Raw genomic sequence first — 26010 nt, forward strand, 5'->3', positions numbered from 1 at the left:
CACGGTATTGGAGCCGTCGTCGCCGCCGCGATCGGTTGGCCGGAGCCGGAACCGCGCGGTGCCGCGCGGTTCCGGCTTGCCTCAGTCCTGGCTCGGGCGGCGGGCCCAGGCCACGCCACCGACCACCAGGACCACCAGCAGTCCCCCCACGCCGATCCACACCCATCCGGACGAGGAGCCGCCCGACTCCTCCTGCCCGGCGGCGTTGCTCGGGGACGGCGAGGACGCGGCGGGCGTCGCGGGGGCGCCCGCGTTCCCGGCCGGGGCCTGCCCTTGCCCCTGGCCCTCGGCGGCCGTCGAGCCCTTCACGGTGAACTTGAGCGTGCCCGTGACCGGGTGCCCGTCGGCGGACACCACCCGCCAGCCGACCGTGTACGTGCCGTTGGGCAGCGTGCCGTTCACCGGCTGGGTGACCGTGTCGCCGACCGCCTTCGCGGGCCCGTTCTCGTGCCGGGAGCCGCCCGGACCGGTCAGCACGACCCGGGGCAGCCGGATCGTCTCGGTGTAGGTCAGCGTGATCTCACCGGGCGGCGCGATCTCCGCGCCCGACTTCGGGTCGGACGACTTCAGGGCGGTGTGCGCGGACGCGGGCGCCGCGCCCAGCGTCAGCGTCGCCGCCGCGAGCGCGCCCGCCAGCCCGGTGCGGAGCAGAGTGGGACGGATGGTCATGCGTGCCTCCTTGCACGGGTGAGTCCGAAGGCGCCGACGCCGAGGCCCGCGATCCCGACCGCGAGGCCCAGGCCGCCGAGGAGGCGGGCGGTGCCGTCGGCGGAGTCGTCGCCGGCCAGGACGGCGCGCGCGGGCTGGGCGGTGATCAGCGCGGCGCCGGCCGGGCCGGCCGGGGCGCCCTTCGGGGTGAGCTTGAGTTCCGGCGCGGGGTGCTCCGGTTCGTTCTGGCCGCTGCCGGGATCCTGGTCCCACTTCACGACCTCGTCGCTGGAGTAGGTCTGCTCGGCCTTGAACAGCACCCGCTCCGCGTTGGACGGCAGCGGCCCCATCGAGACGTCGAACTCCTCGAACCGCCCGGCGCCGATCTTCCCGCCGGACCAGGTGATCCGGGAGACGGCCTCGGTCAGCTCGCCGCCCTCGATCTTGACGGGGGCCGCGAGCTTCGCCTTCTCGACCTTGACCGTCCAGCCGGGCACCTGGCGCACCGACACGTGCTCGATCGGGTGGCCGGCGGGCATGTCGATCACCAGCTTGACGGTCTCGGCGTCGTCGCGCTCGTTCGGCACCCGGAAGGACACCTTGGCGAACGAGCCCTGCTCGGCGGTGCGGGGGTTGGCGGTGACGTGCGCGGCGGCGCCGGTGGCCAGGCCGGTCACCGACACGGCGGTCAGGGCCGCGACCGCCGCGGATCTGCGGACGGCACGGGAATGGGCGCGCATGGGCATGGGAAGTCTCCGATCGGGCGTTCGAGACGTACGGGAAAGCCGGGCGCGCCGAGAGGCGGCGTGCCCGGTGGCGTACGGCGCTCGTCCGCCGGCCGTCCCTACCCGGGGTCAGCCGTGCGCGAGCGCCCTCGAACGCCGGGGCGGGCCCCGCCGTACGACCTGGTGCCGGAGAACGCCACCGGCGGAGGCGGCCGGGACGACCGCCCTCACCACCGGGGTACGGGGCGCGGGCGCCGCCGGTTCGGCGCCGAGCAGCGCCAGCAGGACCCGCAACGGCCGCCCGGCCAGCACCATGACGCGCCGGGCCAGCGTCCAGGCGGCCCGTTCGCCGCGCCGCAGCCACCAGGCCGAGACGACGGCCGCGACCACGTGCGCGAGGGTCATCGCCAAGCTCGACTCGTGCCCGGGGAGGGACGCGACCGCGTGGTGCCGTTCCACCGCCGCCGGATCGGCGGGCAGGGGCGGGGCGGTGGCCGCCGCGTACAGGCTGTGCAGCGCGAACTGGCCGCCCAGAAGCCCGCCCAGGATCGTGGCCAGCGAGCGCTCGTGGCCCGCCAGCGCCAGTGTCACCGCCAGCACCCCGCCGAATCCGGCCGCGATCGCCCAGAGCGGGACCGCGGCGGTGGAGGTCAGGGTGTGTCCCAGGGTCGCCAGCGTGACGCAGACGGCGGCGAAGGCGACCGCCCGCGAGGTCCGGAAGAGCGGATGCGGCGGGTGCGGGGACATGGCCCGCCCATCGTCCCACTCCCGGTGCGCGATCTCTATACCTCCCCCCGGGTAGCGCCCAACACGCCCAACATATGGGGTTGTCGCAAGATCGATCGACTAGATGTAGGGTCTTGCCCGTGCTGGTTCGCCCGGCGCCGCCGAGCGGCGCGGGCGTCGTAAGAGGGAACCCGGTGCGGGGCGCCGCACGCCATCGGCGCCGCCAATTCCGGGACTGCCCCGCAGCGGTGAGCGGGAACGACCGCCGTCATCGGCACTGGCGCGCCCACCCCCAGGTGGCGCGCCGGGAAGCGACGGCCACTAGGTCACGGACTCCGGACGACCGGAGGCGTGGTGCCCGCGAGTCCGAAGACCTGCCCGCACCGATGTTCGTCCAGGCCTCGCGGGAGGGCCGGTGGACGGGCACGGCGCGCCGCCGTGCTCCCGTTCGCGTGCGCGCCCCCCGGCGAGGCGAGCAGCTCGCGAGGGAGAGAGCAGAACACGTGACACAGCACGTCATCGCACCGCCCGCCCGTCCCCTGAACGACGACCGCGCCCGGTGGGCCGCGGAGGTGGAGCGGGCCTGCGCGGGCCTGCCCGGGGCCGACCCGGAACGGGTCCTGGCGGCCGTACGCGGCGACGCCGGGCACCGCGACCAGGCGATCGCCGAGGCCGCCGCCCTGGTCGCCGCCGAACCCGCCTACTCCAAGGTCGCCGCCCGCCTGCTCGGCCTGAAGATCGCCGACGAGGCCGCGGCGGAAGGGGTGCGGACCTTCTCCGAGTCGATCGCGGCCACGCACGCCCAGGGCCTGCTGGCCGACGCGTCCGCCGCGTTCGTCGCCGCCCGCGCCGCCGAGCTGGACGCGCTGATCGACGAGTCCGCCGACGACCGCTTCGAGTACTTCGGGCTCCGCACCCTCTACGACCGCTACCTGCTGCGGCACCCGAGCACCCGCCGCGTCCTGGAACGACCCCAGCACTTCCTGCTCCGCGTCGCCTGCGGCCTCGCATGCGACGAAGTCGCTCCGGGGGGCGTGGGGGGTCGTCCCCCCTCGGGCGAGCACGTCGATGGCACCGCCGAGGCCGCCGAACTGTACGGGCTGCTCAGCACCCTGTCGTACCTGCCCAGCTCCCCCACCCTGTTCAACTCCGCCGCCGCCCGCCCCCAGCTGTCGTCGTGCTTCCTGCTCGACTCGCCCCGCGACGAGCTGGAGTCGATCTACGAGCGGTACGGGCAGGTCGCGCGGCTCAGCAAGTACGCGGGCGGCATCGGCGTCTCCTGGACGCGGATCCGCTCCCGCGGGTCGCTGATCCGCGGCACCAACGGGCACTCCAACGGGATCGTCCCGTGGCTGCGCACCCTCGACGCCTCCGTCGCCGCCGTCAACCAGGGCGGCCGCCGCAAGGGCGCCGCCTGCGTCTACCTGGAGCCCTGGCACGCCGACGTCGAGGAGTTCCTGGAGCTGCGCGACAACACCGGCGAGGACGCCCGCCGCACCCACAACCTCAACCTCGCCAACTGGATCCCCGACGAGTTCATGCGCCGGGTCGAGGCCGACGGGACCTGGTCGCTGTTCGACCCCAAGGAGGTGCCCGAGCTCACCGACCTGTGGGGCGAGGACTTCGACGCCGCGTACCGGCGCGCCGAGGAGGAGGGCCGGTACGTGCGGCGGGTCCCCGCGCGCCGCCTCTACGGGCGCATGATGCGGACGCTCGCCGAGACCGGCAACGGCTGGATGACCTTCAAGGACGCCGCCAACCGGGCCTGCAACCAGACCGCCGAGCCGGACCGCGTCGTCCACCTGTCCAACCTGTGCACCGAGATCCTGGAGGTGACCGGCGGCGACGAGACCGCCGTGTGCAACCTCGGCTCGGTCAACCTCGCCGCGCACCTCGTGCGGGGGCGTGGGGGTCGCCCCCCACACGGCAGCAGCCCGGACGGGGTGGACTGGGAGCGGCTGCGGTCCACCGTCCGCACCGCCGTCCGCTTCCTGGACCGCACGATCGACCGCGGCTTCTACCCGACCCCGGAGGCCGCGGACGCCAACCGGCGGTGGCGGCCGGTCGGGCTGGGCGTGATGGGGCTGGCGGACGTGTTCTTCACGCTGCGGCTGCCGTTCGACTCGGCCGAGGCGCTGGAGCTGTCCACCCGGATCGCCGAGGAGATCGCGCTGGCGGCCTACGGGGCGTCCGCCGACCTGGCGGCCGAGAACGGGCCGCTGCCCGCGTACGCGAGCACCCGCACCGCGCGCGGCACGCTCCACCCGGACCACTTCCCGGACGCGTCGCCGTCCCGCGCCGCCGAGTGGGACGCGCTGCGGGCCCGGGTCGCCGAGGTCGGGCTGCGCAACTCGCTGCTGATCGCGATCGCGCCGACCGCCACGATCGCGTCCATCGCGGGCTGCTACGAGTGCATCGAGCCGCAGGTGTCCAACCTGTTCAAGCGCGAGACGCTGTCGGGCGAGTTCCTCCAGATCAACGGCTACCTGGTGAAGGACCTCAAACAGCTGGGCCTGTGGACGCCCGCCGTCCGGGACGCCATCAAGCGCTCCAACGGGTCGGTCCAGGGGATCGTCGACCTTCCCGAGGAACTCCGCACCCTCTACAGGACCGCCTGGGAACTCCCCCAGAAGTCCCTCATCGACCTTGCCGCGGCCCGCACGCCCTACATCGACCAGAGCCAGTCGCTGAACCTCTTCATGGAGACGCCCACCATAGGCAAGCTCTCCTCGATGTACGCCTACGCATGGCGCAGCGGCCTGAAAACGACCTACTACCTGCGTTCGCGCCCCGCGACCCGCATCACCCAGACAACGGTCACCGCCCCCGAGGAAGCAGTCATGTGCTCCCTGGAGAACCCCGAGACCTGCGAGGCGTGCCAGTGACGCTCCTGGACCCGGGCATGGACCTCACCCTCCGGCCCATGCGCTACCCCGACTTCTACGAGCGCTACCGCGCCGCCATCCGCAACACCTGGACGGTAGAGGAGGTCGACCTCGCCTCGGACCTCCCCGACCTGACCAAGCTCACCCCCGAGGAAGTCCACCTGGTCAACCGGCTGGTCGCCTTCTTCGCCACCGGCGACTCAATCGTGGCCAACAACCTCGTCCTGAACCTCTACAAACACCTGAACGCCCCCGAGGCCAGGCTGTACCTGTCACGGCAGCTGTTCGAGGAGGCGGTGCACGTCCAGTTCTACCTGACCCTGCTGGACACCTACCTTCCCGACGCCGACGAGCGCGCGCGGGCGTTCGCGGCCATCGAGCACATCCCGTCCATCAAGGCCAAGGCGGAGTTCTGCTTCCGCTGGATCGACTCCATTGGAGCCCTCGCCGAGCTGCGAACACCCGCCGACCGCCGCTCCTTCCTCCTCAACCTCATCTGCTTCGCCGCGTGCATCGAGGGCCTGTTCTTCTACGGAGCGTTCGCCTACGTCTACTGGCTCCGCTCCCGCGGCCTCCTCAACGGCCTCGCCTCCGGGACCAACTGGGTCTTCCGCGACGAAAGCCAGCACATGGAGTTCGCCTTCTCCGTCGTCGACACCGTCCGCGCCGAAGAACCCGCCCTGTTCGACGCCGAGCTGACCGCGCAGGTCACCCGCATGCTGGAGGAGGCGGTCGAGGCGGAACTGGAGTTCGCCCGCGACCTGTGCGGGGACGGCCTGCCCGGGATGAGCGCCGGCGACATGCGCGGCTACCTGGAGTACGTGGCCGACCAGCGCCTCACCCGGCTGGGCCTGCCCGTCCGGTACGGCTCGTCCAACCCGTTCGCGTTCATGGAACTCCAGGACGTCCAGGAACTGTCCAACTTCTTCGAACGCCGCGTCTCCGCCTACCAAAGAGGCGTGGAAGGCACCGTCACCTTCGACGAAGCCTTCTGACGCCCCGGGCGGGGGCGCGTGCGTGCTCCCGCCCGGGGCTCAGCCCAGGAGAGCGGTGAGCCGCGGAAGGCGGGCCCGTCGTTCGGTGGGGTCGTCGTAGTCCCAGCGGGGGTCCTCGGGGGCGGCGTCACAGACGCGGCCGAGGCCGCGGGCCTCCAGGGCCTCGTCCAGGTCGTCGCCGGTGGCGCGCTCGTAGGCGTGCAGCGCGACGTAGTTGAGCGACTCCCACTGGGGCCACTCGTCGTCGGACCACTCCTTCATCGGACGGCCGGCCAGGCGGCGGACCTCAGGGAGTCCGGCGAGCGCGTCAGGGTCGGCGGCGACGCGCTCGAACGCGTCCCGGCCCAGGCCGACCAGCCAGGGCTGGAAGTACCAGAAGCCGTCGTCGGAACACCAGCCCTCCATGATGTTCCAGGCGGCGCCCCACATCAGGCGGGTGTCGACCCGCCTGCGCTGGGCGGTCAGGTGGACCTCGAACTCGATGATCTCCGCGGCCGGGAGCCGTGCCAGCCGGGCGGTCAGCCACCCGGTGCGATCCGCCGCGGCCGCGGAGCCGTCCAGCAGCGTCCAGAACTCGTCCGGCGTCATCATCAGAGCGAGATGTGATGCATGATCACGTTGTGCACGTGGTGGGTCTTCTCCTCGCCGCGGAACTCGACCTCGTAGAGCTGGGTGCCCACGTGGATCGCGATCGCGCCGGAGGAGAAGAACGACCCCGCGAACGACTTGTTGCTGACCACGCTGACCGAGCTGATCCGCGAGTACGGGACGCTGGTGATCGCGATCCTCTTGCCGACGAACGACTTGTCCTGGATGATCACGCGGCGGTCGGTGAGGCCGATGAAGCCCGTCCCGGCGCCGACGGCGTCGTAGACCGCGATGATCTGCTCCCCCGGGAGCAGCCCGCTCTCGATCTGCTTGAGCTGCCCCGACCTGTCGTGCGGAATCCCGCCGCGCCCCATTCCGGCCTCCCCGTGAGTCGTGCCGCCCTTTCCCCTAGGACGAGCCGGGCCCGCGTCCCGTTCCAGGGCCTAGTTCTTGGCGTACCGCATGACGACCACCCCCGACTCGAACGGGCGGGTCTCGGTGAGGGCGAAGCGGTGCGCCTCGAACGGCCCGTCGAACAGGCGGATCCCGTCGCCGATCACGATCGGGTTCCGCTTGATGATCATCTCGTCGATCTCCCCGGCCAGCTGGGCGGCGAGGTCACCGCCGCCGCACAGCCAGATGTCCGCGCCCTCCTGCCGCTTGAGCCCCCGGACGAACTCCGCCGCATCGGCCGAGACGATCTCCACCTCGGAATCGGTGCCGGCCAGGCTCCGCGAGAAGACGTACTGCTTCAGGTGGGCGTACGGGCTGGTGATGCCCTCCTTGAAGGCGGGGTCGTAGGTGCCCCGCCCCATCACGACCGTGTCGAAGCGGCGGTTGGGCAGGTCGGCGACCCCGGCCTGCTCCCGGAACGCCGTCGGGACGGTCTCAGGCAGCTCGGGGGTGAGCACCCGCATGACGTCCGGCTCGATCGGGAAGAAGTCGAACTCACCGCCGGGCCCGGCGATGAAGCCGTCGATCGTGACGGCGACGTAGTAGACGAGCTTGCGCATGCGGTTCCTCACTGCTTGGCGTAGGTGTTGACGGCGGCGCCGCCGGCGACCGTGCGGTGGTCGGCCAACCTGAACCGGCCGGAGGCGAAGGGCGCGGTGAACAGCGGGATACCCGAGCCCATGACGAACGGGTAGACCTTCACCACCAGCTCGTCGATCTCGTCCAGCAGCGTCCCGGCCAGGGCGGCGCCGCCGGCGAGCCAGACGCCGGCGCCCTCCTCGCACTTGAGCGCGCGGACCGCGGCCGCCGGATCGTCCCGGATCAGCTCCAGGGCGGGGTCAGGGGAGCTTTTCATCGTGCTGGAGACCACGTACTGCCTGAGGTGGCCGTACGGGCTGGTGACGCCCTCCCGCACACCGGGCTCGTAGGTGGCGCGGCCCATCACGACCGTGTCGAACCGGCCGTTCGGCCGTGCGCCGACCGTTTCGTGCAGGTGGGTGGGGATGGTGTCCGGATACTCCTGGACGAGGAGGTCGAGCATCCCGTCCGGCAGCGGGAAGAAGTCCGAGATCGAGCCGCCGGGTCCGGCGATGAACCCGTCGATCGACGCGCCGACGAAGTAGGTGAGCCCGCGCATGCGACCCGCCCCCTTTCCAAGCCATCTGTAGTACTCTGCTTGAAGTGGTTTGAACGTAGTACTACAGCCAGAGTGGTGTCAACCCGGAGGAGTGACCCCCCATGCGCCAGAACCCGGCCCGCCGCGCCGCGCTGATCGACGCCGCCATCGAGGTCCTCGCCGACCAGGGCGCCCGCGGCCTGACCTTCCGCGCCGTCGACACCCGGGCCGCCGTCCCCCCCGGCACCGCCTCGAACTACTTCGCCAACCGCGACGACCTGCTCACCCAGGCCGGCGGGCGCGTCTACGAGCGGCTCACGCCCGACCCGTCCGCCATCACCGACCTCATGCACGGCCCCCGCGACCGCGCCATGGTCGGCCGGCTCATGCACGAACTCGTCGGCCGCATCACCGAGTTCCGCTCCGGCTACCTCGCCCTGCTGGAACTGCGCCTGGAGGCCACCCGCCGCCCCGAGCTGCGCGCGGTCCTCACCGAGCAGATCAAGGCCGACCTCAAGGCCAACATCGACTTCCACCACGAGTCCGGCATGCCCGGCGACACCACCACGGTCGTCCTGCTCTACCTGGCCCTCAACTGGCTGATCGTCGAGCGCCTCACCCTCCCGGACGTCTTCCCCGAGGACGAGATCGCCGACCTGATCACCGCCACGGTCGAACGCATCGTCCCCTGAAACCGGCCCCGGCGGGCTTGACCTTGACGCAGGCGTCAACCTCCTACCGTCCCGCCATGGCCTCGCACACGACGCGCCCGCTGTGGCTGCCCGCCCTCTTCCTGCTGGCGTTCTCGATCGGCACCGACGACCTGGTCATCGCCGGGATCCTCCCCGCCATCTCCCGCGACCTGGACGTCACCGTCGCCGCGAGCGGCCAGCTGGTGACCGCGTTCGCGCTCACGTACGCGCTCGGCGCGCCGTTCGCCGCGCTGCTCACCGCGCGGCTGCCGCGGCGCGCGGTCCTCACCGCCTCCGCGGCCGTGTTCGCCGCGGCCAACCTCGCCGCCGCGGCGGCCCCGACGTACGGGACGCTCATGGCGGCGCGGATCGTCTCCGGCCTGGCCGCCGCCACCGCCGCGCCCGCCGCGTTCGCGCTCGCCGCCACCGCCGCGCCCGAGGGCCGCCGGGGACGCTTCCTCGCCGTCGTCGGCGCCGGCCTGACCACCGCGCTCGTCGCGGGCGTGCCGCTCGGCACCTGGATCGGCGGCGCCCTCGGCTGGCGGTCCACGATGCTGTTCGTCGCCGCGCTCGCCGCCGCGGCCGGTGTCGCGCTGCTCGCGACGGTGCCGCGGGTACCGGGCGCCGCCCCGGGCCGTCTCCGGGACCGGCTCGCCGTCCTGCGCCACCCCGGGACGCTCCCCGCGCTGGCGGCGATGATCCCCTCCGGCGCGGGCGGCATGATGTCGTACGTCTACGTCACCGAAATCGCCGCCAGGCTCGGCGGGCTGCGCGGCGCCGCGGTCGCGCCCCTGATCACCGCGGTCGGCGCCGCCGGGATCGTCGGCGCGCTCGCGGGCGGCCGGCTCGTGGACGCGCTCGGCGCCCTGCGCGCGCTGCGGCTGATGCTGCTCGGAGTGCTGGCCGCGCCCGCCCTCATGACCCTCCTCGGCCTCGCCGGCGGCCCTTACCCGACGCCCGTGGTGGCGCTGGCCCTCACCCTGTACGGACTGGCGACCTGGGGGATCGCGCCCGCGACGCAGGCATGGCTGCTGGAACGCGGCGGCGCCCCCGAGGCCGCGAACGAACTCATCGCGCTCAACAACAGCGCCATGTTCCTCGGCTTCGCGCTCGCCGGCGGCCTCGGCGGCCTGGCACTGGAGACCGGCGGCCCGGTCGCGGTGACCGGGACGGCGGCGGGATGCGTCCTGGCCTCCCTGGCGTTGTTCGCGATGGCCTTTCGGAACCGTCCGCGGGAGGGAGCGCGCGCATGAGGATCGGTGAGGTGGCACGCCGCGCCGGGGTGTCCACGCGGGCCCTGCGCTACTACGAGCAGCAGGGCCTCATCACCGCGGAACGGGACCGCAACGGCTACCGGATCTACGAGCCCGGCACCGTGCCCCTCGTCCGCGACATCGCCCGGCTGCTGCGCGCGGGCCTCGGCTCGCAGGACGTGCTGCGGTTCGTCCACTGCCTCGGCGGGCCGCCCGCCACCGACGGTTGCGGCGACACCCTCGCGATCTTCAACGAGCGCCTGGCCACCCTGGACGAACGCATCGACGCCCTCACCGACCTGCGCGAACGCCTCCGTTCCGAGGCCGCGCGGCTGGCCCGGAACACCACACCCCCTTGACCTCGACCAAGGTCGAGGTCAGAGCATCGTGCCATGGACGAGAACGCGATCAGGGCCCTGATGGCCAGGCACACCGACCTGTGGATCCGGCACGAGATGGACGAGTGGGGCGCCCTCTTCACCGAGGACTCCGACTTCATCACCCACCGGGGCCTCTGGTGGCGGACGCGCGCGGAGAACGTGGCGGGGCACAAGGACGTGCCGCCGTCCGTCCTCGACCAGAAGAAGAACTACACGCAGGACGTCGTCGACATCCAGGAGGTCACGGCCGACGTCGCGCTCGTCCACACCGTCTGGACCTGGCCCGACCACCGCCTCCCCGGCGCCCCCGCCGAAGACCGCCGCGGCCTCATCACCTTCGTCCTGGTAAGAACCCCGGACGGATGGCGCATCCGCGCCGCCCACAACACCCGAGAGAACGGCCTGACCGACTTCACCGCGACCGCCACTTGAGACTTTCGTCCCAAGGAAATGCGGCCAACCTGCCAACCAACTCCTTCAAACCCTCACAAGCAACTTCAATGAGAAACTTGAAGGACCCCGAACAGGAAGGTGAGCGATGAAGTTCGTACTCGAAGTCGACATGGGCGACACCGCGTTCGACGGCAGCGCCGACAAGGAACTCGGCCGGATCCTGCGCTACTGGGGTGGCAACCTCCACCACTACGACCTCAAGCCCGGCGACGGCTCCCCCATCTACGACTCGGCCTACAACGAGGTCGGCGCGTGGACCATCACCACGTCGGACTCCTGACCCCCCTGGCCCGCGGGCGGCCGTGACGTTCCTGAGCTGACGGTCTGCCTCGTCTCGCGTGTGCCGCCCGAGCACGGCACCGTGGACGCGGGCGGGGCGCCGGAGCCGACCGTGATCCCTTCGGCCTGGCCCGCCGCCTCGTCCTCGTTGGGCCGCCCGGGACCGATCGGCGCGAGCCGGCTGCCGCAGTCGGCGGTCTGGCTCACCCGGATGCCCGGTGTGCGGCACCCGCCGACCACTTTCGGACACCCAGGCGGATCACTCGACCACGCCGGAGCCCTGGTTCCGCGGTTGCGGAGACGGCTACCCTCCGCTCGGGCGATGCTTCCGAGCCGGGAGACGAGATGCGAGCGGTTGTCTACGACAGGTACGGCTCGACGGACGCGCTGCGCGTGGAGGACGTGCCGACGCCGTCGCTGGCTCCGGGGCAGGTCCTCGTGCGAGTGGCGGCGACGTCGCTCAATCTCTCGGATTGGGAGACCTTGCGCGGCGATCCCCTGTACTCGCGGATCGGTGGACTGCGCAAGCCGGCGCGCAGGACGCTCGGCTCGGACATCGCCGGGCGGGTGGAGGCCGTGGGCTCGGGGGTGTCTCGCTTCGACGTGGGAGACGAGGTGTACGGCGACAATCTCGGCCTGAAGGGCGGCTTCGCCGAGTTCGCGGTGGCGCCCGAATCGGCTCTCGCTCATAAGCCGAAGCAGTTGACCTTCGCCGAGGCGTCGACGATCCCGCAGGCGGGGGCGATCGCGCTGCAGGGAACGGCTCCCGCCGGTGCGGGGCGCCGGGTACTGATCAACGGCGCCGGCGGCGGCTCGGGATCGTTCGCGATCCAGCTGGCCAAACGCGCCGGCGCCCATGTGACCGGAGTCGACAACGCAGCCAAGCTCGACTTCATGCGGTCGTTGGGCGCCGACGAGGTGATCGACTACCGGAGCCAGGACTTCGCCCGGACCGGCGAGCGGTACGACCTCGTGCTGGACCTCGTCGCCACCCGCTCGCCGCTCGCCTGCGGGCGGGCGCTGGCTCGCGGCGGCCGGTACTGGTGCGTGGGCGGCTCCGTACCGGTGGTGCTCAACATCGGGACGATCGGATCGATCGCCGGCCTACTCACCGGGCGGAGGATGGGAGTTCTCGTGGTGCGTCTGGGCCCCGCGCGGTTCGAGCCGCTTGCCGACCTCTGCGCCGCGGGCAAGGTCGACATCCACATCGACCGCACCTTCACGCTCGACGACGTCCCCGAGGCGCTGCGCCACGTCGGCGAGGGACACGCCCTCGGCAAGGTCGTCGTGACGCCCCACTGACGTCGGGCCTCCGCGCTCGGGCCGATGAGCCCCAGGGCTCTGGCGTACTCGCCTGGTCACAGGCTGGTCGCGGTCCCGGCGTGATCGGCGACAAGAGAGTTCGTGGCCAGCCTCACCCGCGGCCATTCGCAGTGGCGGCTCGGCCTACAACGAGGTCGGCGCATGGACCATCACCGCTTCGGACTCCTGCCTCCCGGGCGCGACCCTGCGCCCCGGTTTCAGCGTCTAACCTCTCGATCTTCACCGCCGGGGGGGGACGCGATGGGCAGAGCGAAAACGCTCGGTGTGACCACGGCCGCCGTCGTGGGCGGCATGGCGCTCCTGATAGCGCTGATACCGGCTGAGGTGGCGCTGACCGTCCTCGTCGGGGCACTGCTGCTCGGTGTCGCAACGCTGATCGTCTGCCTCGTCCTGATTCCGGTGACGGGACGCTCGCGCGTGCCGCCCGAGCACGGCACCGTGGACGTGGACGGGACACCGGAGCCGGCCGTGATCTTCGGCCTGGCGCGCCGCCGCCTCGTCCTCGGCGTGATCGTGATGGCGGCCACGGTGCCGATGTCGTTCTTCCTCGGCGGCGTCCCCCTGCTCGTGAGTCTTGCCGACAGGGACGCCGACGAGACGGGGTGGGCGGCCTTCCCGTGGTGGCAGGCGGCATCGGCGCCGGTGTTCCTGGGTGCCGGGATCTACCTCATCGAGCGCACGATCTGGGCCTGGCGGGAACTGCGGCGGCCCGCTCACGTCGCCTGCACTTCCACCGTCCTGCAACTTGAGCTGCCGGAGTACCGGATCGCCATACCGTGGGACGACATCATGACCGTCGGGTGCGACGGGAAGTTCCTGGGCGTCGCGGTGGTGGACGACTCGGCGGTCTGGACACGGCTCGGAAGGCGCGCCGAGCGGAACATGCGCGACCACGGATGCGCGATCTGGGCCGCCACACCGGGCATCGACCCCGACCTGTTCCTCCACGAGATGGATCAGCGCCTCACTCCGCCCGCCCCCTGATCCAGGATCAGCCGCGCAACTCGTCCCGCCTCACCCGAGCAACCAGCCGCGCGAACGCCTCCGCCGTCAGGGCCAGATGCCCAGCCTCCGGAGCCTTACTGTCACGAACACCAACCGCCCCGGAAAGCCGTGCCAGCTCAACGCAGTCGGACTGCGCCGTGGTGCCGCCACTGTGGCTGGACTTACGCCAGGTGATCCGACCGGAATCAGACGCCCAACTCATCGCGCTTCACCTGAGCCACCAGACGCGTGAATGCCTCCGGCGCCAGTGCCAAATGCCCGGCTTCGGGGGCCCTGCTGTCACGAACACCAACCGCTCCAGCAAGCCTGGCCAACTCGACGCAGTCCTGGCCACCCGAACCGCCGCCGCCGCTGTAAGTCGACTTACGCCAAGTGATCATGTGAACCGCTCCATCGCCTGTGTGATCAGGTCTCGAGACAGGTCCCAGGGTAGGGCGCTTGCCCCGATACGGTCCCAACGTACCGTGAACTCGCGAACTTCCCTAGTGCCCTGTATCAGCCTCCCTCCACCGGGAGCCTCCACGAAGGACATTTCCCCAGATTCCATGGTCAGGCTGTTGAAGGAACCCTCCAGCCCTAGATAGAAGCCTGTGGATCGTGGAACGATCCTCACCATCACGTGCGGGAGCTCTACCACCTCACGCAGCCTTGCGAGTTGTTCGCCCATTACAGATGGCCCACCTATGGGCCGGTAAAGAGCGGCCTCGTCGAGCACCACCCACAGCGTCGGCGGCTTCGGGCGCATCAGCACCTCGAACCGTTCCATTCGAGCGTTCACCGCAGCCTCAATGTCTGTGACCATGCGCGAGGCGGTGATGGCCGCGCGGGCGTAGTCAGGCGTCTGGAGGATTCCAGGGATCAGCGAGAGCCGGTAGAGCCTGATGACCAAGGCCTTTGCCTCGTGCTTGGCGTACTCGGCGAACCAGTCGGGGTCGTGGGCGGTGCGGGCGTAGCGGACGAGACGCGCGAAATGTCCATTGAGCCGGAGGAAGGCGTCGAGACGATCCGCCTGATCTTCGTTCATGTTCCAGGTGTCGCGGGCGTGCTCGATGTTCGACACGGTGTGCCGATTGCATTTCATGATCTGGCCCATCTGGGAGAGCGAGAGCCCTTCGCGCTCCCGAAAGAAGCGCAGGTCAGAGGCGATCCAGTGCTTGAAAGAGTGATCCGGGTTCAGCGACTCTACGGGGGCCATGGGTCACGCTCCGGTGTGTCGGGAGTTTCATCGACACGCGACAAGCTAGCCGGTCAAGTCCACAGTTGCCCCAGGAATCAGAGAATAGGGGTGAGGAATATGGGCGGCATTACCGGGATTACCGGCGATCTGGACATTGTGTGTCTTGCCGCTTGGACGGCGCCGGGGCAGGTTCGGTCCTTGATCGAATATCGGCTCGCGGGCTGGGGGCTCGACCGCCTTGTCGACGACGCGGTTCTCATCGCCGGGGAATTGGTGGCCAACGCCGTGCAGACCACGCCGGACGGGGAGATCCGGGTGCGGTTCGCGCGCGAGGGCGAGGCGGCCGTGCTGCTGGCGGTGTGGGACTCCTCCGACGCGATGCCGGTGGCCACTCCCGTCAAAGAGCTGACGCTGGACGACATCGAGCCCGATGCGCGGGCCCTGGACGACGGGCACGACGACGGTACGGGCGGGTGGGGACTGCCGATCGTCCAGGCGCTCTCGGACGGATGCGGCGTCCAGAGGACCGAGCCGCAGGGCAAGTGGGTCTGGGCGCGCATCTCCTTGACCGACCACGCACCAGAGCTATCATCGCGGTATGGCGATTGATTCCGATTGTGGAATGACTTCGTTGGACGGGCTGGCGCCGGCGGCGGCGCTGTTCCATTCGCTGGCCGACCCGGTGCGGTTGTCGATCGTGCAACGGCTGGCCCGGGGCGAGGCCAGGGTGGTGGACCTGACCCGTGAACTGGGGCTGGCACAGTCCACGGTGTCCAAGCATCTGGCCTGCCTGCGCGGCTGCGAGCTGGTGGACTACCGGGCCGAGGGCCGCCAGTCCTTCTACTTCATCGCCGCCCCCGAACTGCTGGACCTGCTGCGCGCGGCCGAGCACCTGCTGTCCGCCACCGACCGGGCCGTCGCGCTGTGCCCCACCTACGGCAATACCGCGCGGACATGACGGCGCTGTCGCTGGGGCCCTCGCCGCGGCGGCGGGCGGTGCTGGCCCGGCGGGTGCGCCTGCTGGTGGCCGCCACCATCGCCTACAACCTGGTCGAGGCCGCCATCGCGATCACGGCCGGCAGCGTCGCCTCGTCGGGGGCGCTGGTGGCGTTCGGGCTGGACTCGGTGATCGAGGTGGCCTCGGCCACCGCGGTGGCCTGGCAGTTCTCCGCCCGCGAACCCGAGGTGGTCGCGCGGCGGGAGGGGAGGGCGCTGCGGATCATCGCGGTGTCGTTCTTCGCGCTGGCCGCCTACGTGACCGCCGATGCCATCGCCGCGCTGCTGGGCGGAGGCGACGCCGAGCACTCCACGGCCGGGCTGGTGCTGGCCGGGCTCAGCCTGGCGATCATGCCGGGCCTGTCGTACGCGCAGCGCCGCGCGGGACGCGAACTGGGGTCGGCCAGCGCGGTCGCCGACTCCAAGCAGACCCTGCTGTGCACCTACCTGTCGGCGGTGCTGCTGGTCGGGCTGGCGGTCAACACGCTGTTCGGGTGGGCCTGGGCCGACCCGATCGCCGCGCTGGTCATCGCCGCCGTCGCCGTCAAGGAAGGCCGCGAGGCGTGGCGCGGGGACGCCTGCTGCGCGGTTCCCGCCGCCGTGCCGCAGTCCTGCGGCCCCGGCTGCGCCTGCTGCTGAGCCAGGCGGGTTGTCCGACCTCTACGGGCTGGTCGGCCAGTTCGGCGACCGGGACGCTTGTGCCCGGCCCGGTACTCCTCCACCGGACGCACGTCCACCTTGCGCAGAAGCCGGGCGACGTCGTGGCGCATTGCCGGTCCCCGCCATGGTTTCCTCCGCAAATCCATGGAATGTGGTGGGTGATGCCGCCGAGCGGATGGGAGGACCGCATGGGCTTCGCCGAGGATCACCTGGTGCCGCTGGTCGACGAGGGGCTGGGCAACAGCGCCTACCTGGTCGATCTGGGCGACGGACGCGCCCTGGCCGTGGACGCGAGTCGGGATCTGCGCGACCTGCACACCGCGGCGCGGCGGCGCGGACTGACCGTGGCGTACGCGGCCGAGACGCATCTGCACGCCGACTTCCTGTCCGGGGCCCTCCAGCTCGGGCACGACACGGGGGCGACCGTGCTGGCCCCGGCCGCCGGGCACCGTGCCTTTCCGCACCGTGGCCTGGACGATGGCGACGAGGTCGATCTGGGCGGGCTGACGCTGCGCGCGGTGGCCACGCCCGGGCACACCGACGAGCACCTGTCCTTCCTGCTGCTGGACGGGACGCGCGTGCTGGGAGTGTTCACCGGCGGCTCGCTGATCGTGGACTCGGCCGCCCGCACCGACCTGCTGGGCGCCGACCGTACCGAGGTCCTGGCCCGCGCCCAGTACCGGTCGCTGCGCCACCTGGTCACGCTGCCGGACGACACCGCGGTGTGGCCCACGCACGGGGCGGGCTCGTTCTGCTCTGCACCGCCCGGCGGCGAACGCACCACCACCATCGGTGCCCAGAAGCGGAACAACCCGCTGCTGGCCGCGCCCGACGAGGACACCTTCGTGCGGCGGCTGGTGGACGGCCTGGGCTCCTACCCGAAGTACTTCGCCCGCCTCAACGAGCTCAACCGGCGCGGCCCCGCCGTGCTCACGGCGGCGCCGTCACTGCCGGAACTGGACGCCGGGCAGGTCAAGGCGCTGCTGGACGACGGCGGGTACGTGGTGGACGTCCGTCCGGCGGCCGACTTCGCGGCCGGGCACATCCCGGGCGCCCTGTCCATCGCGCTGCGCGACCAGTTCGCCACCTGGCTGGGCTGGTTGCTGCCCGCCACCGCCCCCATCGCCTTCGTCGCCGGTGCGGACCAGGACCTGGACGAGATCGTCTGGCCCGCGTACAAGATCGGGTACGAGCGCCTGGCCGGGCACCTGGCCGGTGGGATGCCCGCCTGGACGTCCGCCGAGGCCACCACCGCGTTCGTCACGGCCGACCAGGCCCCGGCGGCCCCGTACGTCGACGTGCGCCAGCGGTCCGAGTACGACGCGGGGCACGTGCCCGGTGCCCTGAACCTCGAACTCGGCGACCTCGCCGACCATGCCGGTGACGCCCCGGCGGGCGCGGTGGTGGCCTGCGCGCACGGCGAGCGCGCCATGACCGCCGCCAGCGTCCTAGAACGCGCCGGGCACACCGACCTCACCGTCCTGCGGGGCACCCCCGACGAGTACGCCGCCGCCCACGGCCTGCGCCTGGAGCCCGCGGTGTGAGCACCACCAGGCTGGGGCTGCGCGAGAACTGGCTGCAGTTCACCCTGCTGGTCGTCGTCAACGTGTGCGTGGGCGCGCTGGTCGGGCTGGAGCGCACCACCGTCCCGCTGATCGGTACCAGGGTGTTCGGGCTGACCAGCGACCTGGTCGTGTTCTCCTTCATCATCGCCTTCGGCGTGACCAAGGCCCTGACCAACCTGGCCGCGGGCGCGCTGACCGCCCGGTTCCGCCGCAGGCACCTGCTGATCGCGGGCTGGCTGGCCGGCGTGCCGGTGCCGTTCGCGCTGGCGTGGGCACCGTCGTGGAACTGGATCATCGCCGCGAACGTGCTGCTGGGCATCAACCAGGGCCTGACCTGGTCGATGACCGTCAACATGAAGATCGACCTGGTCGGCCCGGCGCGGCGGGGCCTGGCCACCGGGCTGAACGAGGCCGCCGGGTACGTCGCCGTCGGCGCCACCGCCCTGGCCACCGGCTATCTGGCCACCGTCTACGGCCTGCGGCCCGCCCCCGAACTGATCGGCGTCGTGTTCGTCGCCGCCGGCCTGGCCCTGTCCCTGATCGTCCGCGACACCGCCGCCCACCTCGCGCTCGAACTGGCCCGGCACCCACGGCCCGCCACCGAGCCGACCGGCCTGGCCACCGCCTTCGCGCGCACCTCCTGGCGCGACCGCTCGCTGCGCGGCGCCAGCCAGGCCGGGCTGGTCAACAACCTCAACGACGGCCTCACCTGGGGCGTGTTCCCGCTGCTGTTCACCGACCACGGCCTCGGCCTGGCCGCCGTCGGCCTGATCAAGGGCCTCTACCCGCTGCTGTGGGGGATCGGGCAGATCTACACCGGCCACCTCGCCGACCGCATCGGCCGCAAACCCCTCATCGTGGCCGGCATGCTCGTCCAGGCCGGGGGGTTCGTTCTGGCGCTGGTCTTGCTGGACCGGCCTCTGCTGGCGGGGATCATGTCGGCCGTCTTCCTGGGCGTCGGGACGGCGATGGTCTACCCGGCACTGATCGCCTCGGTGTCCGATCATGCCCATCCCGCCTGGCGAGCGAAAGCGCTGGGCACCTACCGGTTCTGGCGCGACATCGGCTACGCCGCCGGAGCCCTGGTCGCCGGGGTCCTCGCCGACGCCCTCGGCCTCAACGCCACCGTCATCGCCGCCGCCGTCCTCACCGCCGGCTCCGGCCTGCTCGCCGCCCGCTGGATCACCGAAAAAGAAAGTGGAGATTTCCCGCGCAAGGTGTCGGATCGGCGGCGGCGCCGTTCGTCTTGGGGATGACAGGCAGCCGGAATGCTCCGGCTCATCCACCATCATCTGGGAAGGACCAGAACCGTGAAATACGTGCTGATGTTCGTCGAGACCGAGGAGTTCGCGCACGACCTGGAGGCCATGGGCGAGAGCGAGCGCCAGGCGGCGTTCGAGCGGGTCGGGCTGTGGTTCGCCGATCACGCCGCGCAGATCACCCACCACGCGTACCTGCACCCGGCCGAGACCGCCACCACGGTGCGTCTGGACGGCGGCGGGCCGGTGGTCACCGACGGCCCCTTCGTGGAGGGCAAGGAGGTCGTCTCCGGTTACGCCGAGATCGAGGTCGACGACCTGGATCAGGCCCTCGCCATCGCCCGCGCCTGGCCGGCCTGCCCCGTCGTCGAGATCCGTCCCATCACCTGAGCCGCCCGCATGACCGCCGACCGCCGCCCCGGCGCGCGCCGCCAGGCGGGCGACGAGGCGCACGCCGAGTTGGCCCGCGTGGTGCGCGAGCACGCGGGCCGGCTGACGGCCTGCCTGGTACGGGTCCTGGGCGACTTCGCGGCCGCCGAGGACGTCGTCGCCGACGCCGTGGAGACCGCGCTGCGCCGCTGGCCCGCCGAAGGCGTCCCCGAGCATCCCGACGCCTGGCTGCTGACCGTCGCCCGCCACCGCGGCATCGATGTCCTGCGCCGCCAGGCCGCCCACCGCGACAAGCTCGCCCGGCTGCGGTGGCCGCCCCGGCCCGACCCCGACGACCGGCTGAAGCTGATCTTCACCTGCTGCCATCCGGCCCTGCCGCGGTCCGCGCAGATCGCGCTGACGCTGCGGACGGTGTGCGGGCTGACCACCGCGCAGATCGCCGCCGCGTTCGTGGTCCCCGAGTCCACCGTCGCGCAGCGCATCACGCGCGCCAAACGCAAGATCGCCGAAGCGGGCATCCCCTACCGCGTCCCCTCTGACACCGAACTGCCCGACCGGCTCGGCCAGGTCCTGGCCGTCGTCTACCTGCTGTTCAACGAGGGCTACCTGACCAGCGCCGGCGACCGCCCGCACGCGGCCAACCTGGCCGGCGACGCCGAATGGCTCGCCGCCCAGCTCGCCTGGCTGATGCCCGGGCAGCCCGAAGTGCTGGGGCTGCTCGCGCTCATCCGGCTGCACCAGGCCCGCGCCGCCGCCCGCTTCACCGCCGCCGGAGACCTGGTGCCGCTGCGCGACCAGGACCGCGCCCGCTGGGACGGGCCCGCGATCGGCGAGGCGATCGGCCTGCTGGAACGCGCCGCCGCCCGCAAACGGCCCGGCCCCTACCAGGTGCAGGCCGCCATCGTCGCCTGCCACGCGGAGGCCCCGAGCTGGGACGACACCGACTGGGCCCAGATCCTGGTGCTCTACGACATGCTGCTGGCGCTGGCGCCGTCCCCGATCCACCGGCTGCACCGCGCCATCGCCGTCCACCACGCCCCGCCGCCCCGCGGCGGCCCGGCCAACGCGCTCGCCGCCCTCGACGCCCTGCCCCCAGGCGAGCAGCGCACCCTACAGCGCTATTCGCTCTACCACGCCACCCGTGCCGAACTCCTGCGCGCCCTCGGCGACCCCGAAGCCGCCCACACCGCCGACGAGCAAGCCCTGGCCCTGACCACCAACCCGGCGCAGCAGGCCCTCCTCCGGCACCGGCTGGACCAACACCTCACCTGAACTGGTCAGGCGGTTTCCAGTGGGGGTGCGGCCATGAGCTGGGCGGCCGTGCCGCCGTCCTCGGCGAGGGCGTGGCCGGTGCTGCTCGGGGCCGTGGCGTCCCGCGGGCCAGGACCTTCGCTGATCAGAACCAGACGATGGTGCTCAGGACCGGGGCGTGGATGAGGGCGAAGGCGTTCTTGGCCTTGACGGGCGCCTCCGGCTGCTTGGGCGAGACGGCCATCGTGACGACCACGTAGCGGTCCTCGTCCCCGACCTGGCCGATGTTCGCACCGCCCGGAGGGTCGATGCGGCCGCCGGGGACGAAGCGCAGGTCGGTGAACGTCAGGCGCTGCTGCGCGGTCGAGGCGGCAGCGGCGTCGGGGAACTTCAGGACGTGGCCGCCGACCAGCACGCCGTCGGTGGTCCTGAACGCGGCCTCGATACGGCCCTCGCATCCTGCTTGGCGCAGGACGGACCGGGCCTGGTCGGTGGTGGCGCCCGCGAGGCAGCCCTTCTCGTCGTCCAGGACCTTGGCGGCGGTCCGCTCGTACGCCACGGCGAGGCCGTTGCGGCGGTTCTCGAACCGGATGTCGTCGTCGTAGAAGGTGTTCACCTCGAAGGCCGGGCCCCTGGCCTCCAGCGCTCCGAACACGAGGGGCGTGGCCACCACGGCCGCCCCGATGACTCCCAGGGCGGAGCCGAGGACGATGCGGTGCGTGCGTTCGTCGGGCAGGGCTCGGACGACGACCGTTCCGGCCTTCTGGTCGTGGACGCACTGGCCCAGCCGCTTGTCCATCTTGTGCGTCCAGAAGTCGGTCACCAGCGGGAAGCCCTGCGCCTGCTGGGGAATGATCCATCTTCTGAACGCCTGCCTCCAGTTCGGCAGGCTCGTGCCGTCGTCCTTGCACACGACGCGGAGTCCGGCGACGCGCTGGCCCACGGTGCAGCCCCACCACACGTACCGTCCCACGCGCAGCGCGATGATCGCGGGGAAGACGAGCACCATGGCCGTCGCCAGCGACACGGCCATCAGCGCACTGGAGCTGTCCTCGGTCCAGAGCGCGAAGGCGAAGGCGGGGGACAGGACGGCCATCGCCGTGAGGCACGTGGCCAGGAGGTCGACGAGCCGGGCCACGACGCGCCGCCGCGTGCTCGCCAGGACCAGGACGACGCGGTCGTCGTGCTGGGGGAGCTCTTGTACGGGCGTTTCCGAGGGGACGTACAGGGGTTGCGGCACGGTGAGCCATGGAAGCACAACGGACCGAAACAGGGAACGGTCAACCCGTGTAGAGGCCCTGCGCGCACATGCCGTCGGGAAGGGTGTCGATGGCTCGGACCTCGTCCGGGTCGAACCGGAGGGTCCATTGCCCCTCGGCCTTGACCGTGACGGTGTCCGGGCCCGTGAATCGCGCCCATTCCAGCGGCTCGGTCGCGTCGTGGTTGAAGCAGCCGAAGTAGGCGCGCCTGCTCAACGGCCCGTCGGTGGACTGCACGTACAGGCCCTCCACCGGGTCGATCACGTTGGAGGTCTCGTGGACGATCAGCTTGAACCGTCCGTCGGGTGACACCGCCGCCACCCGCATGTCGGTGTCCCTGAACGCCAGGACGAACCACCCGGTCATCACGCTCAGCACCGCCACCATGCCAACGCAGACGGACGCGGCCCACGTGGCCCAGCGCCATCCCCTCCGGACCTTCGGCGCGGCGAAGAACCCCGCCGCCATGATCAGGGCCAGGGCGGCGGCCACCGCGAAGGGCGTGAACGACATCAGGTCCCCGGCCCCGACCCAGCGGAACGGATTCAGCCACGCCAGGCCCACCACGGCGAGCAGCAGAAGGCCGGCGGCCCCCAGAACTTTGGAGAGTCGCATCCCGAGCCTTTCGCGTCGTGTCAGCCGGTGTAGAGGTCCTGCTTGCAGAAGTTTTCGGAGGTCGTGTTGATGGTCTTGACGTCCTTCGGGTCGAAGCGCAGTGTCCACTCCTCTTCGCCCGCCTTGACGACCACCGTGTCCGGGGCCGTGAACCTCACCCGGTCGAACTTTGTCTCGCCCTCGTACAGGTTGCGGCAGCCCAGGTAGGCGCGCTTGCTGAAGAAGCCGTCGGTCGACTGCACGTAAAGGCCCTGGTCGTAGCCGGCCCAGCCGGAGTTGTCGTGCAGGACGACTTTGAGCCGGCCGTCGGGCGACACCGCCACGGGCTGCAGCTTGTCGGGGTTCGCGAAGATGAGGTAGCCGAGGGCGTTGTACGCGCACCAGAGGGCGGCGAGCGTGGAGCAGACGGCCAGGGGCAGTGCGGTCCACCGGCGCCAATCCGCCGTCTTGACCATGGTCACGACGCAGGCGACGACGAGGAGGAGCAGGCCGAGGGCCGTTGTGCCCAGCCGGTAGTGCAGCGCGTCGCCGAACACGATCCAGCGGAACGGGTTGAGCGTGACCAGCGCCGCCGCGGCGAGGAGCAGCAGGCCGGCGGCGCCGATCCTGGACGGGAGCGTCATGGTCGGCCTTCCGTGGAGGTGACAAGCGGCTCGTTGATCTATCCGATGCCGGTTGGCGGCCCGGGGTTGGGGCATGACGCCTGCAACCTTCGGCCGGAACGGTTCGTTGTCCGGATGAGGCCGCCGGATCCGCCCCCACGCGCCCGGCACAACCTGGCGGAGGAGGAGAGATGGCTTCGATCGTCTCCAAGCTCAAGCGTTTCCTGCACAGCCCGCAGGGACGGCAGGCGCGGGCCCGCGCCGAGCGGATGGCCCGCGACCCGCGTACGCAGGCGAAGATGCGCGGGGTGCTGGCGAGGTTCCGTGGCGGCGGCGGGCGGCGGCCGCACTGAGGCGGGCGATTTCACCGATCTCGCGTTACCGGCCGGTATCTATGCTGGTCGCGTGAACGACGACTACTTGCACTGGGTGACCGTCCCCACCCGCTGGAAGGACAACGACCTCTACGGGCACGTGAACAACGTCGTCCACTACTCGCTGATGGACACCGCCGTCAACGAGTGGATGATCACGACGGCGGGGTTCGACCCGGGCACGGCGGAGACGATCGGGCTGTGCGTGGAGTCGCACTGCTCGTACAAGGCGGAGGTCGCCTTCCCCGACACGATCTCCCTGGGCCTGCGCATCGGGAAGCTGGGACGCTCCAGCGTGCGCTGGGAGATCGGCCTGTACCGCTCGGACGGGACGCTGGTCGCCGAGGGGTACTTCGTGCACGTGTTCGTCGGGCGGGAGAGCCGCCGTCCGGTCGCGGTCCCCGAGCCGATCCGCGCCGAGATGCAGAAACTGGTGGTCGCGTGAGCGGGGGCATCGTCGAGACGCGGGCCGCGGTGCTGGTGGAGTCGGGACGGCCCGAGCCGTACGCGGCGTCCGCGCCGATCGAGGTCGCGACGCTGCGGCTCGACCCGCCGGGTCCGGGCGAGCTGCTGGTCAGGGTGCGCGCGGCGGGGCTGTGCCACTCCGACCTGTCGGTCATCAACGGGTCGCGGCCGCGGCCGCTGCCGATGGCGCTCGGCCACGAGGCGGCCGGTGAGGTCGTGGCGGCCGGGGACGGCGCCGAGTTCGCGCCCGGCGACCACGTGATCCTGGCGTTCGTCCCCGCGTGCGGGAGCTGCGAGCGGTGCGTCGGCGGACGGCCCGCGCTGTGCGGGCCGGGCGCGCGGGCCAACGGCGCCGGGACGCTGCTCGGCGGCGGGACGCGGTTCACCGCCGGGGACGGCACGCGCCCGTACCACCACCTGGGCGTCTCCGCGTTCTCGGAGTACACGGTGGTGTCGTCGCGGTCGGCGGTGAAGGTCGACCCGGACCTGCCGTACGAGATCGCCGCGCTGTTCGGCTGCGCCGTCCTCACCGGGGCGGGCGCCGCGTTCTACAGCGCGGACGTCAAGCCGGGCGACAGCGTCGCGGTGTTCGGGCTCGGCGGTGTCGGGCTGGCCGCACTGCTGGCCGCCAAGGCCGCGGGGGCGTCGACGATCGTGGCGGTCGACGTCGTCCCGTCCAAGCTGGAGCTGGCGCTGGGCCTGGGGGCCGCGCACGCGGTCACCGGTGGCGTGGACGCGGTGGAGCAAGTGCGCGAGCTCACCGGTGGCGGCGCGGAGAAGGTCGTCGACACCACCGGGGTGGTGCCGGTGCTGGAGCAGGCGTACGCGGCGACCCGTCCCGGCGGCACGACGGTGACGGTCGGGCTGCCCGCGCCCGGCGAGCCGGTGACGCTGCCCGCGCTCAGCCTGGTCGCCGAGGAGCGCACGCTGCGCGGCAGCTACCTGGGGTCCAGCGTGCCCCGCCGGGACGTGCCCCGGTTCATCGGCCTGTACCGCGCCGGGAGCCTGCCGGTGGACGCGCTGCTGTCGCACCGGCTCACGCTGGACGAGGTCAACGCGGGCTTCGACCGGCTGCACTCCGGCGAGGCCGTGCGGCAGGTCGTCCTGCTCTGACTCGCGAAGCGGGCATTTCACTGAGCGTGATGCGGCGAGTGCAGGTTAATTGGTGACCTTGTAACAGGACCTTCACATAGCGCGATCATCGCTCGGGAAACGTGGCCTCCCATTGCTCCGATCACTGGGAGAAGCACAATGGCCACATTTCGTCACGCCGCCGCCCGGCCGCGTTGAGGCCGCGCCATGGCAACCGTCTCACCCGACCGGCGGGGCGCTCTCGTCTCCGCCGTGCTCGTCGGCACCGTCGTGATCCTCGTGGGGTACGCCTCCGGCCTCGGCGTTTCCTGGACCGCCGGCGCCGCGGGGCCGCCCGCGACGACACCGCCGAACGCCGCGCCGATCGAGCCGCTGGTGCCGTCGTCGCCCGAGCCCGCCGAGCCCGTCCCGCCCCCGCCCGCTTCGGACGTCGGCGCGGCACCGCCCCCGGCCGTGCACGACCCGCCGGGAACGCCACCGTCCCATCCGCCGATGCCGGGGGACGGCGCGACGCCGCATCCGCCCGGGCACACCCCGGCGCCGCCCGGCTCGACGCCCCCTCCGGAAAAGCCGCCCGCCCAGACTCCGTGCCCCGGGCTGCTCGGGCCCACGGTGAACTCGGTGACCGGGCCGCTGATCGGGCCCGTCCTGCCGCTGGGGACGACTCCGGCCCCGCCCGGTGTTCTGGACCCGCTGCTGGTGCCGTTGCTGGGCGGTGCGGCGGCCTGCCCGCAGCCCGCGACCGCGCCGGCGCCGTCCGCGCGTCCGGGGAGGTGACCGGGG

The 26010-nt window shown here is 71.8% G+C and carries 33 protein-coding genes and 1 riboswitch; of the genes, 20 read left to right on the top strand and 13 right to left on the bottom strand.

Going from position 1 to position 26010, the window contains the following annotated elements; all coding sequences use genetic code 11:
- Positions 1-81 precede the first annotated feature (81 nt).
- From ACFPZN_RS16885 to ACFPZN_RS16895, 3 genes are all read right to left on the bottom strand, one after another.
- Positions 82-669, bottom strand: coding sequence for a copper resistance CopC family protein (locus ACFPZN_RS16885; RefSeq protein WP_378282923.1), 588 nt, complete (start codon positions 667-669; stop codon positions 82-84).
- Positions 666-1394 carry a YcnI family copper-binding membrane protein gene (locus ACFPZN_RS16890; RefSeq protein ID WP_378282924.1) on the bottom strand — a complete coding sequence of 243 codons (729 nt, stop codon included), beginning with the start codon at positions 1392-1394 and terminating at the stop codon, positions 666-668. The genes ACFPZN_RS16885 and ACFPZN_RS16890 overlap by 4 nt, the downstream gene beginning before the upstream one ends.
- Positions 1395-1502: 108 nt before the next feature.
- Positions 1503-2120, bottom strand: a complete 618-nt coding sequence (locus ACFPZN_RS16895; protein ID WP_378282925.1) for an MFS transporter — start codon at positions 2118-2120, stop codon at positions 1503-1505.
- Positions 2121-2226: 106 nt separating this feature from the next.
- Positions 2227-2495: riboswitch (cobalamin riboswitch) on the top strand.
- A 107-nt stretch (positions 2496-2602) separates the two neighbouring features.
- On the opposite strand from ACFPZN_RS16895, the gene ACFPZN_RS16900 reads away from it, so the two are divergent.
- Complete coding sequence (locus tag ACFPZN_RS16900; RefSeq protein WP_378282926.1) at positions 2603-4984, top strand: ribonucleoside-diphosphate reductase subunit alpha; 2382 nt, start codon at positions 2603-2605, stop codon at positions 4982-4984.
- Positions 4981-5979, top strand: a complete 999-nt coding sequence (locus ACFPZN_RS16905) for a ribonucleotide-diphosphate reductase subunit beta (RefSeq protein ID WP_378282927.1) — start codon at positions 4981-4983, stop codon at positions 5977-5979. Before ACFPZN_RS16900 ends, ACFPZN_RS16905 begins: the two co-directional genes overlap by 4 nt.
- Before the next feature lie 39 nt (positions 5980-6018).
- On the opposite strand, the gene ACFPZN_RS16910 is transcribed toward ACFPZN_RS16905, so the two are convergent.
- From ACFPZN_RS16910 to ACFPZN_RS16925, 4 genes are all read right to left on the bottom strand, one after another.
- Positions 6019-6570 (bottom strand): DUF4240 domain-containing protein, encoded by a 552-nt coding sequence (locus ACFPZN_RS16910; RefSeq protein ID WP_378282928.1) that lies wholly within the window; start codon positions 6568-6570, stop codon positions 6019-6021.
- The gene (locus ACFPZN_RS16915; RefSeq protein ID WP_378282929.1) at positions 6570-6941 is read right to left on the bottom strand and encodes a PH domain-containing protein; all 372 of its coding nucleotides are present in this window, start codon (positions 6939-6941) and stop codon (positions 6570-6572) included. Before ACFPZN_RS16915 ends, ACFPZN_RS16910 begins: the two co-directional genes overlap by 1 nt.
- Positions 6942-7010: 69 nt before the next feature.
- Positions 7011-7580 carry a dihydrofolate reductase family protein gene (locus tag ACFPZN_RS16920; RefSeq protein ID WP_378282930.1) on the bottom strand — a complete coding sequence of 190 codons (570 nt, stop codon included), beginning with the start codon at positions 7578-7580 and terminating at the stop codon, positions 7011-7013.
- A gap of 8 nt (positions 7581-7588) precedes the next feature.
- Positions 7589-8158 carry a dihydrofolate reductase family protein gene (locus ACFPZN_RS16925; protein ID WP_378282931.1) on the bottom strand — a complete coding sequence of 190 codons (570 nt, stop codon included), beginning with the start codon at positions 8156-8158 and terminating at the stop codon, positions 7589-7591.
- A 101-nt stretch (positions 8159-8259) separates the two neighbouring features.
- Here ACFPZN_RS16925 and ACFPZN_RS16930 point away from each other — a divergent pair, with 101 nt between their 5' ends.
- The 7 genes from ACFPZN_RS16930 to ACFPZN_RS16960 all read left to right on the top strand — a co-directional run bounded on the left by ACFPZN_RS16930 (position 8260) and on the right by ACFPZN_RS16960 (position 13501).
- Positions 8260-8829: a TetR/AcrR family transcriptional regulator gene (locus ACFPZN_RS16930; RefSeq protein WP_378282932.1), complete on the top strand. Its 570-nt coding sequence runs from the start codon at positions 8260-8262 to the stop codon at positions 8827-8829.
- Between the two features lie 56 nt (positions 8830-8885).
- Positions 8886-10082, top strand: a complete 1197-nt coding sequence (locus tag ACFPZN_RS16935) for an MFS transporter (protein WP_378282933.1) — start codon at positions 8886-8888, stop codon at positions 10080-10082.
- Positions 10079-10441: a MerR family DNA-binding transcriptional regulator gene (locus tag ACFPZN_RS16940; protein WP_378282934.1), complete on the top strand. Its 363-nt coding sequence runs from the start codon at positions 10079-10081 to the stop codon at positions 10439-10441. The genes ACFPZN_RS16935 and ACFPZN_RS16940 overlap by 4 nt, the downstream gene beginning before the upstream one ends.
- Positions 10442-10474: 33 nt before the next feature.
- Positions 10475-10894, top strand: a complete 420-nt coding sequence (locus ACFPZN_RS16945; RefSeq protein WP_378282935.1) for a YybH family protein — start codon at positions 10475-10477, stop codon at positions 10892-10894.
- Positions 10895-11000: 106 nt separating this feature from the next.
- On the top strand, positions 11001-11195 hold the full coding sequence (locus tag ACFPZN_RS16950; protein ID WP_378282936.1) for a hypothetical protein: 195 nt from the start codon (positions 11001-11003) through the stop codon (positions 11193-11195).
- 392 nt (positions 11196-11587) lie between these two features.
- The gene (locus ACFPZN_RS16955; RefSeq protein WP_378282937.1) at positions 11588-12496 is read left to right on the top strand and encodes an NAD(P)-dependent alcohol dehydrogenase; all 909 of its coding nucleotides are present in this window, start codon (positions 11588-11590) and stop codon (positions 12494-12496) included.
- A 261-nt stretch (positions 12497-12757) separates the two neighbouring features.
- On the top strand, positions 12758-13501 hold the full coding sequence (locus ACFPZN_RS16960) for a hypothetical protein (RefSeq protein WP_378282938.1): 744 nt from the start codon (positions 12758-12760) through the stop codon (positions 13499-13501).
- Positions 13502-13508: 7 nt separating this feature from the next.
- Here ACFPZN_RS16960 and ACFPZN_RS16965 read toward each other — a convergent pair whose 3' ends face one another.
- The 3 genes from ACFPZN_RS16965 to ACFPZN_RS16975 are packed head-to-tail and all read right to left on the bottom strand — an operon-like array spanning position 13509 to position 14717.
- Positions 13509-13724, bottom strand: a complete 216-nt coding sequence (locus ACFPZN_RS16965) for a DUF397 domain-containing protein (RefSeq protein ID WP_378282939.1) — start codon at positions 13722-13724, stop codon at positions 13509-13511.
- Entirely contained in the window at positions 13708-13902 is a 195-nt protein-coding gene (locus ACFPZN_RS16970; protein WP_378282940.1) for a DUF397 domain-containing protein, read from the bottom strand. The genes ACFPZN_RS16965 and ACFPZN_RS16970 overlap by 17 nt, the downstream gene beginning before the upstream one ends.
- Positions 13899-14717 (bottom strand): DUF5753 domain-containing protein, encoded by an 819-nt coding sequence (locus ACFPZN_RS16975; RefSeq protein ID WP_378282941.1) that lies wholly within the window; start codon positions 14715-14717, stop codon positions 13899-13901. The genes ACFPZN_RS16970 and ACFPZN_RS16975 overlap by 4 nt, the downstream gene beginning before the upstream one ends.
- A 99-nt stretch (positions 14718-14816) precedes the next feature.
- Between ACFPZN_RS16975 and ACFPZN_RS16980 the strand changes: the two genes are divergently transcribed.
- The 7 genes from ACFPZN_RS16980 to ACFPZN_RS17010 all read left to right on the top strand — a co-directional run bounded on the left by ACFPZN_RS16980 (position 14817) and on the right by ACFPZN_RS17010 (position 20841).
- On the top strand, positions 14817-15308 hold the full coding sequence (locus tag ACFPZN_RS16980; protein ID WP_378282942.1) for an ATP-binding protein: 492 nt from the start codon (positions 14817-14819) through the stop codon (positions 15306-15308).
- A gap of 13 nt (positions 15309-15321) precedes the next feature.
- Positions 15322-15657 (top strand): ArsR/SmtB family transcription factor, encoded by a 336-nt coding sequence (locus ACFPZN_RS16985; RefSeq protein ID WP_378282943.1) that lies wholly within the window; start codon positions 15322-15324, stop codon positions 15655-15657.
- Positions 15654-16334, top strand: coding sequence for a cation efflux transmembrane domain-containing protein (locus tag ACFPZN_RS16990; protein WP_378282944.1), 681 nt, complete (start codon positions 15654-15656; stop codon positions 16332-16334). Before ACFPZN_RS16985 ends, ACFPZN_RS16990 begins: the two co-directional genes overlap by 4 nt.
- Before the next feature lie 182 nt (positions 16335-16516).
- Positions 16517-17899 (top strand): MBL fold metallo-hydrolase, encoded by a 1383-nt coding sequence (locus tag ACFPZN_RS16995; protein WP_378282945.1) that lies wholly within the window; start codon positions 16517-16519, stop codon positions 17897-17899.
- Positions 17896-19176: an MFS transporter gene (locus tag ACFPZN_RS17000; RefSeq protein WP_378282946.1), complete on the top strand. Its 1281-nt coding sequence runs from the start codon at positions 17896-17898 to the stop codon at positions 19174-19176. The genes ACFPZN_RS16995 and ACFPZN_RS17000 overlap by 4 nt, the downstream gene beginning before the upstream one ends.
- A 54-nt stretch (positions 19177-19230) precedes the next feature.
- Positions 19231-19569, top strand: coding sequence for a YciI family protein (locus tag ACFPZN_RS17005; protein WP_378282947.1), 339 nt, complete (start codon positions 19231-19233; stop codon positions 19567-19569).
- A gap of 9 nt (positions 19570-19578) precedes the next feature.
- The gene (locus tag ACFPZN_RS17010; protein WP_378282948.1) at positions 19579-20841 is read left to right on the top strand and encodes an RNA polymerase sigma factor; all 1263 of its coding nucleotides are present in this window, start codon (positions 19579-19581) and stop codon (positions 20839-20841) included.
- Positions 20842-20965: 124 nt separating this feature from the next.
- On the opposite strand, the gene ACFPZN_RS17015 is transcribed toward ACFPZN_RS17010, so the two are convergent.
- The 3 genes from ACFPZN_RS17015 to ACFPZN_RS17025 are packed head-to-tail and all read right to left on the bottom strand — an operon-like array spanning position 20966 to position 23317.
- Positions 20966-22060, bottom strand: a complete 1095-nt coding sequence (locus ACFPZN_RS17015) for an RDD family protein (protein ID WP_378282949.1) — start codon at positions 22058-22060, stop codon at positions 20966-20968.
- A gap of 40 nt (positions 22061-22100) precedes the next feature.
- Positions 22101-22694 carry a hypothetical protein gene (locus ACFPZN_RS17020; protein WP_378282950.1) on the bottom strand — a complete coding sequence of 198 codons (594 nt, stop codon included), beginning with the start codon at positions 22692-22694 and terminating at the stop codon, positions 22101-22103.
- A gap of 20 nt (positions 22695-22714) precedes the next feature.
- Positions 22715-23317, bottom strand: coding sequence for a hypothetical protein (locus tag ACFPZN_RS17025; protein ID WP_378282951.1), 603 nt, complete (start codon positions 23315-23317; stop codon positions 22715-22717).
- Between the two features lie 170 nt (positions 23318-23487).
- Between ACFPZN_RS17025 and ACFPZN_RS17030 the strand changes: the two genes are divergently transcribed.
- The 4 genes from ACFPZN_RS17030 (at position 23488) to ACFPZN_RS17045 (ending at position 26004) form a co-directional block, all read left to right on the top strand.
- Positions 23488-23649, top strand: a complete 162-nt coding sequence (locus ACFPZN_RS17030) for a hypothetical protein (RefSeq protein ID WP_378282952.1) — start codon at positions 23488-23490, stop codon at positions 23647-23649.
- A 52-nt stretch (positions 23650-23701) separates the two neighbouring features.
- On the top strand, positions 23702-24115 hold the full coding sequence (locus ACFPZN_RS17035; RefSeq protein ID WP_378282953.1) for an acyl-CoA thioesterase: 414 nt from the start codon (positions 23702-23704) through the stop codon (positions 24113-24115).
- Complete coding sequence (locus ACFPZN_RS17040; protein WP_378282954.1) at positions 24112-25248, top strand: zinc-binding dehydrogenase; 1137 nt, start codon at positions 24112-24114, stop codon at positions 25246-25248. Before ACFPZN_RS17035 ends, ACFPZN_RS17040 begins: the two co-directional genes overlap by 4 nt.
- A gap of 186 nt (positions 25249-25434) precedes the next feature.
- Entirely contained in the window at positions 25435-26004 is a 570-nt protein-coding gene (locus ACFPZN_RS17045) for a hypothetical protein (protein WP_378282955.1), read from the top strand.
- Positions 26005-26010 lie beyond the last annotated feature (6 nt).

The sequence above is a fragment of the Actinomadura rugatobispora genome (assembly GCF_042656285.1).
Classification (GTDB): Bacteria; Actinomycetota; Actinomycetes; order Streptosporangiales; family Streptosporangiaceae; genus Spirillospora; species Spirillospora rugatobispora.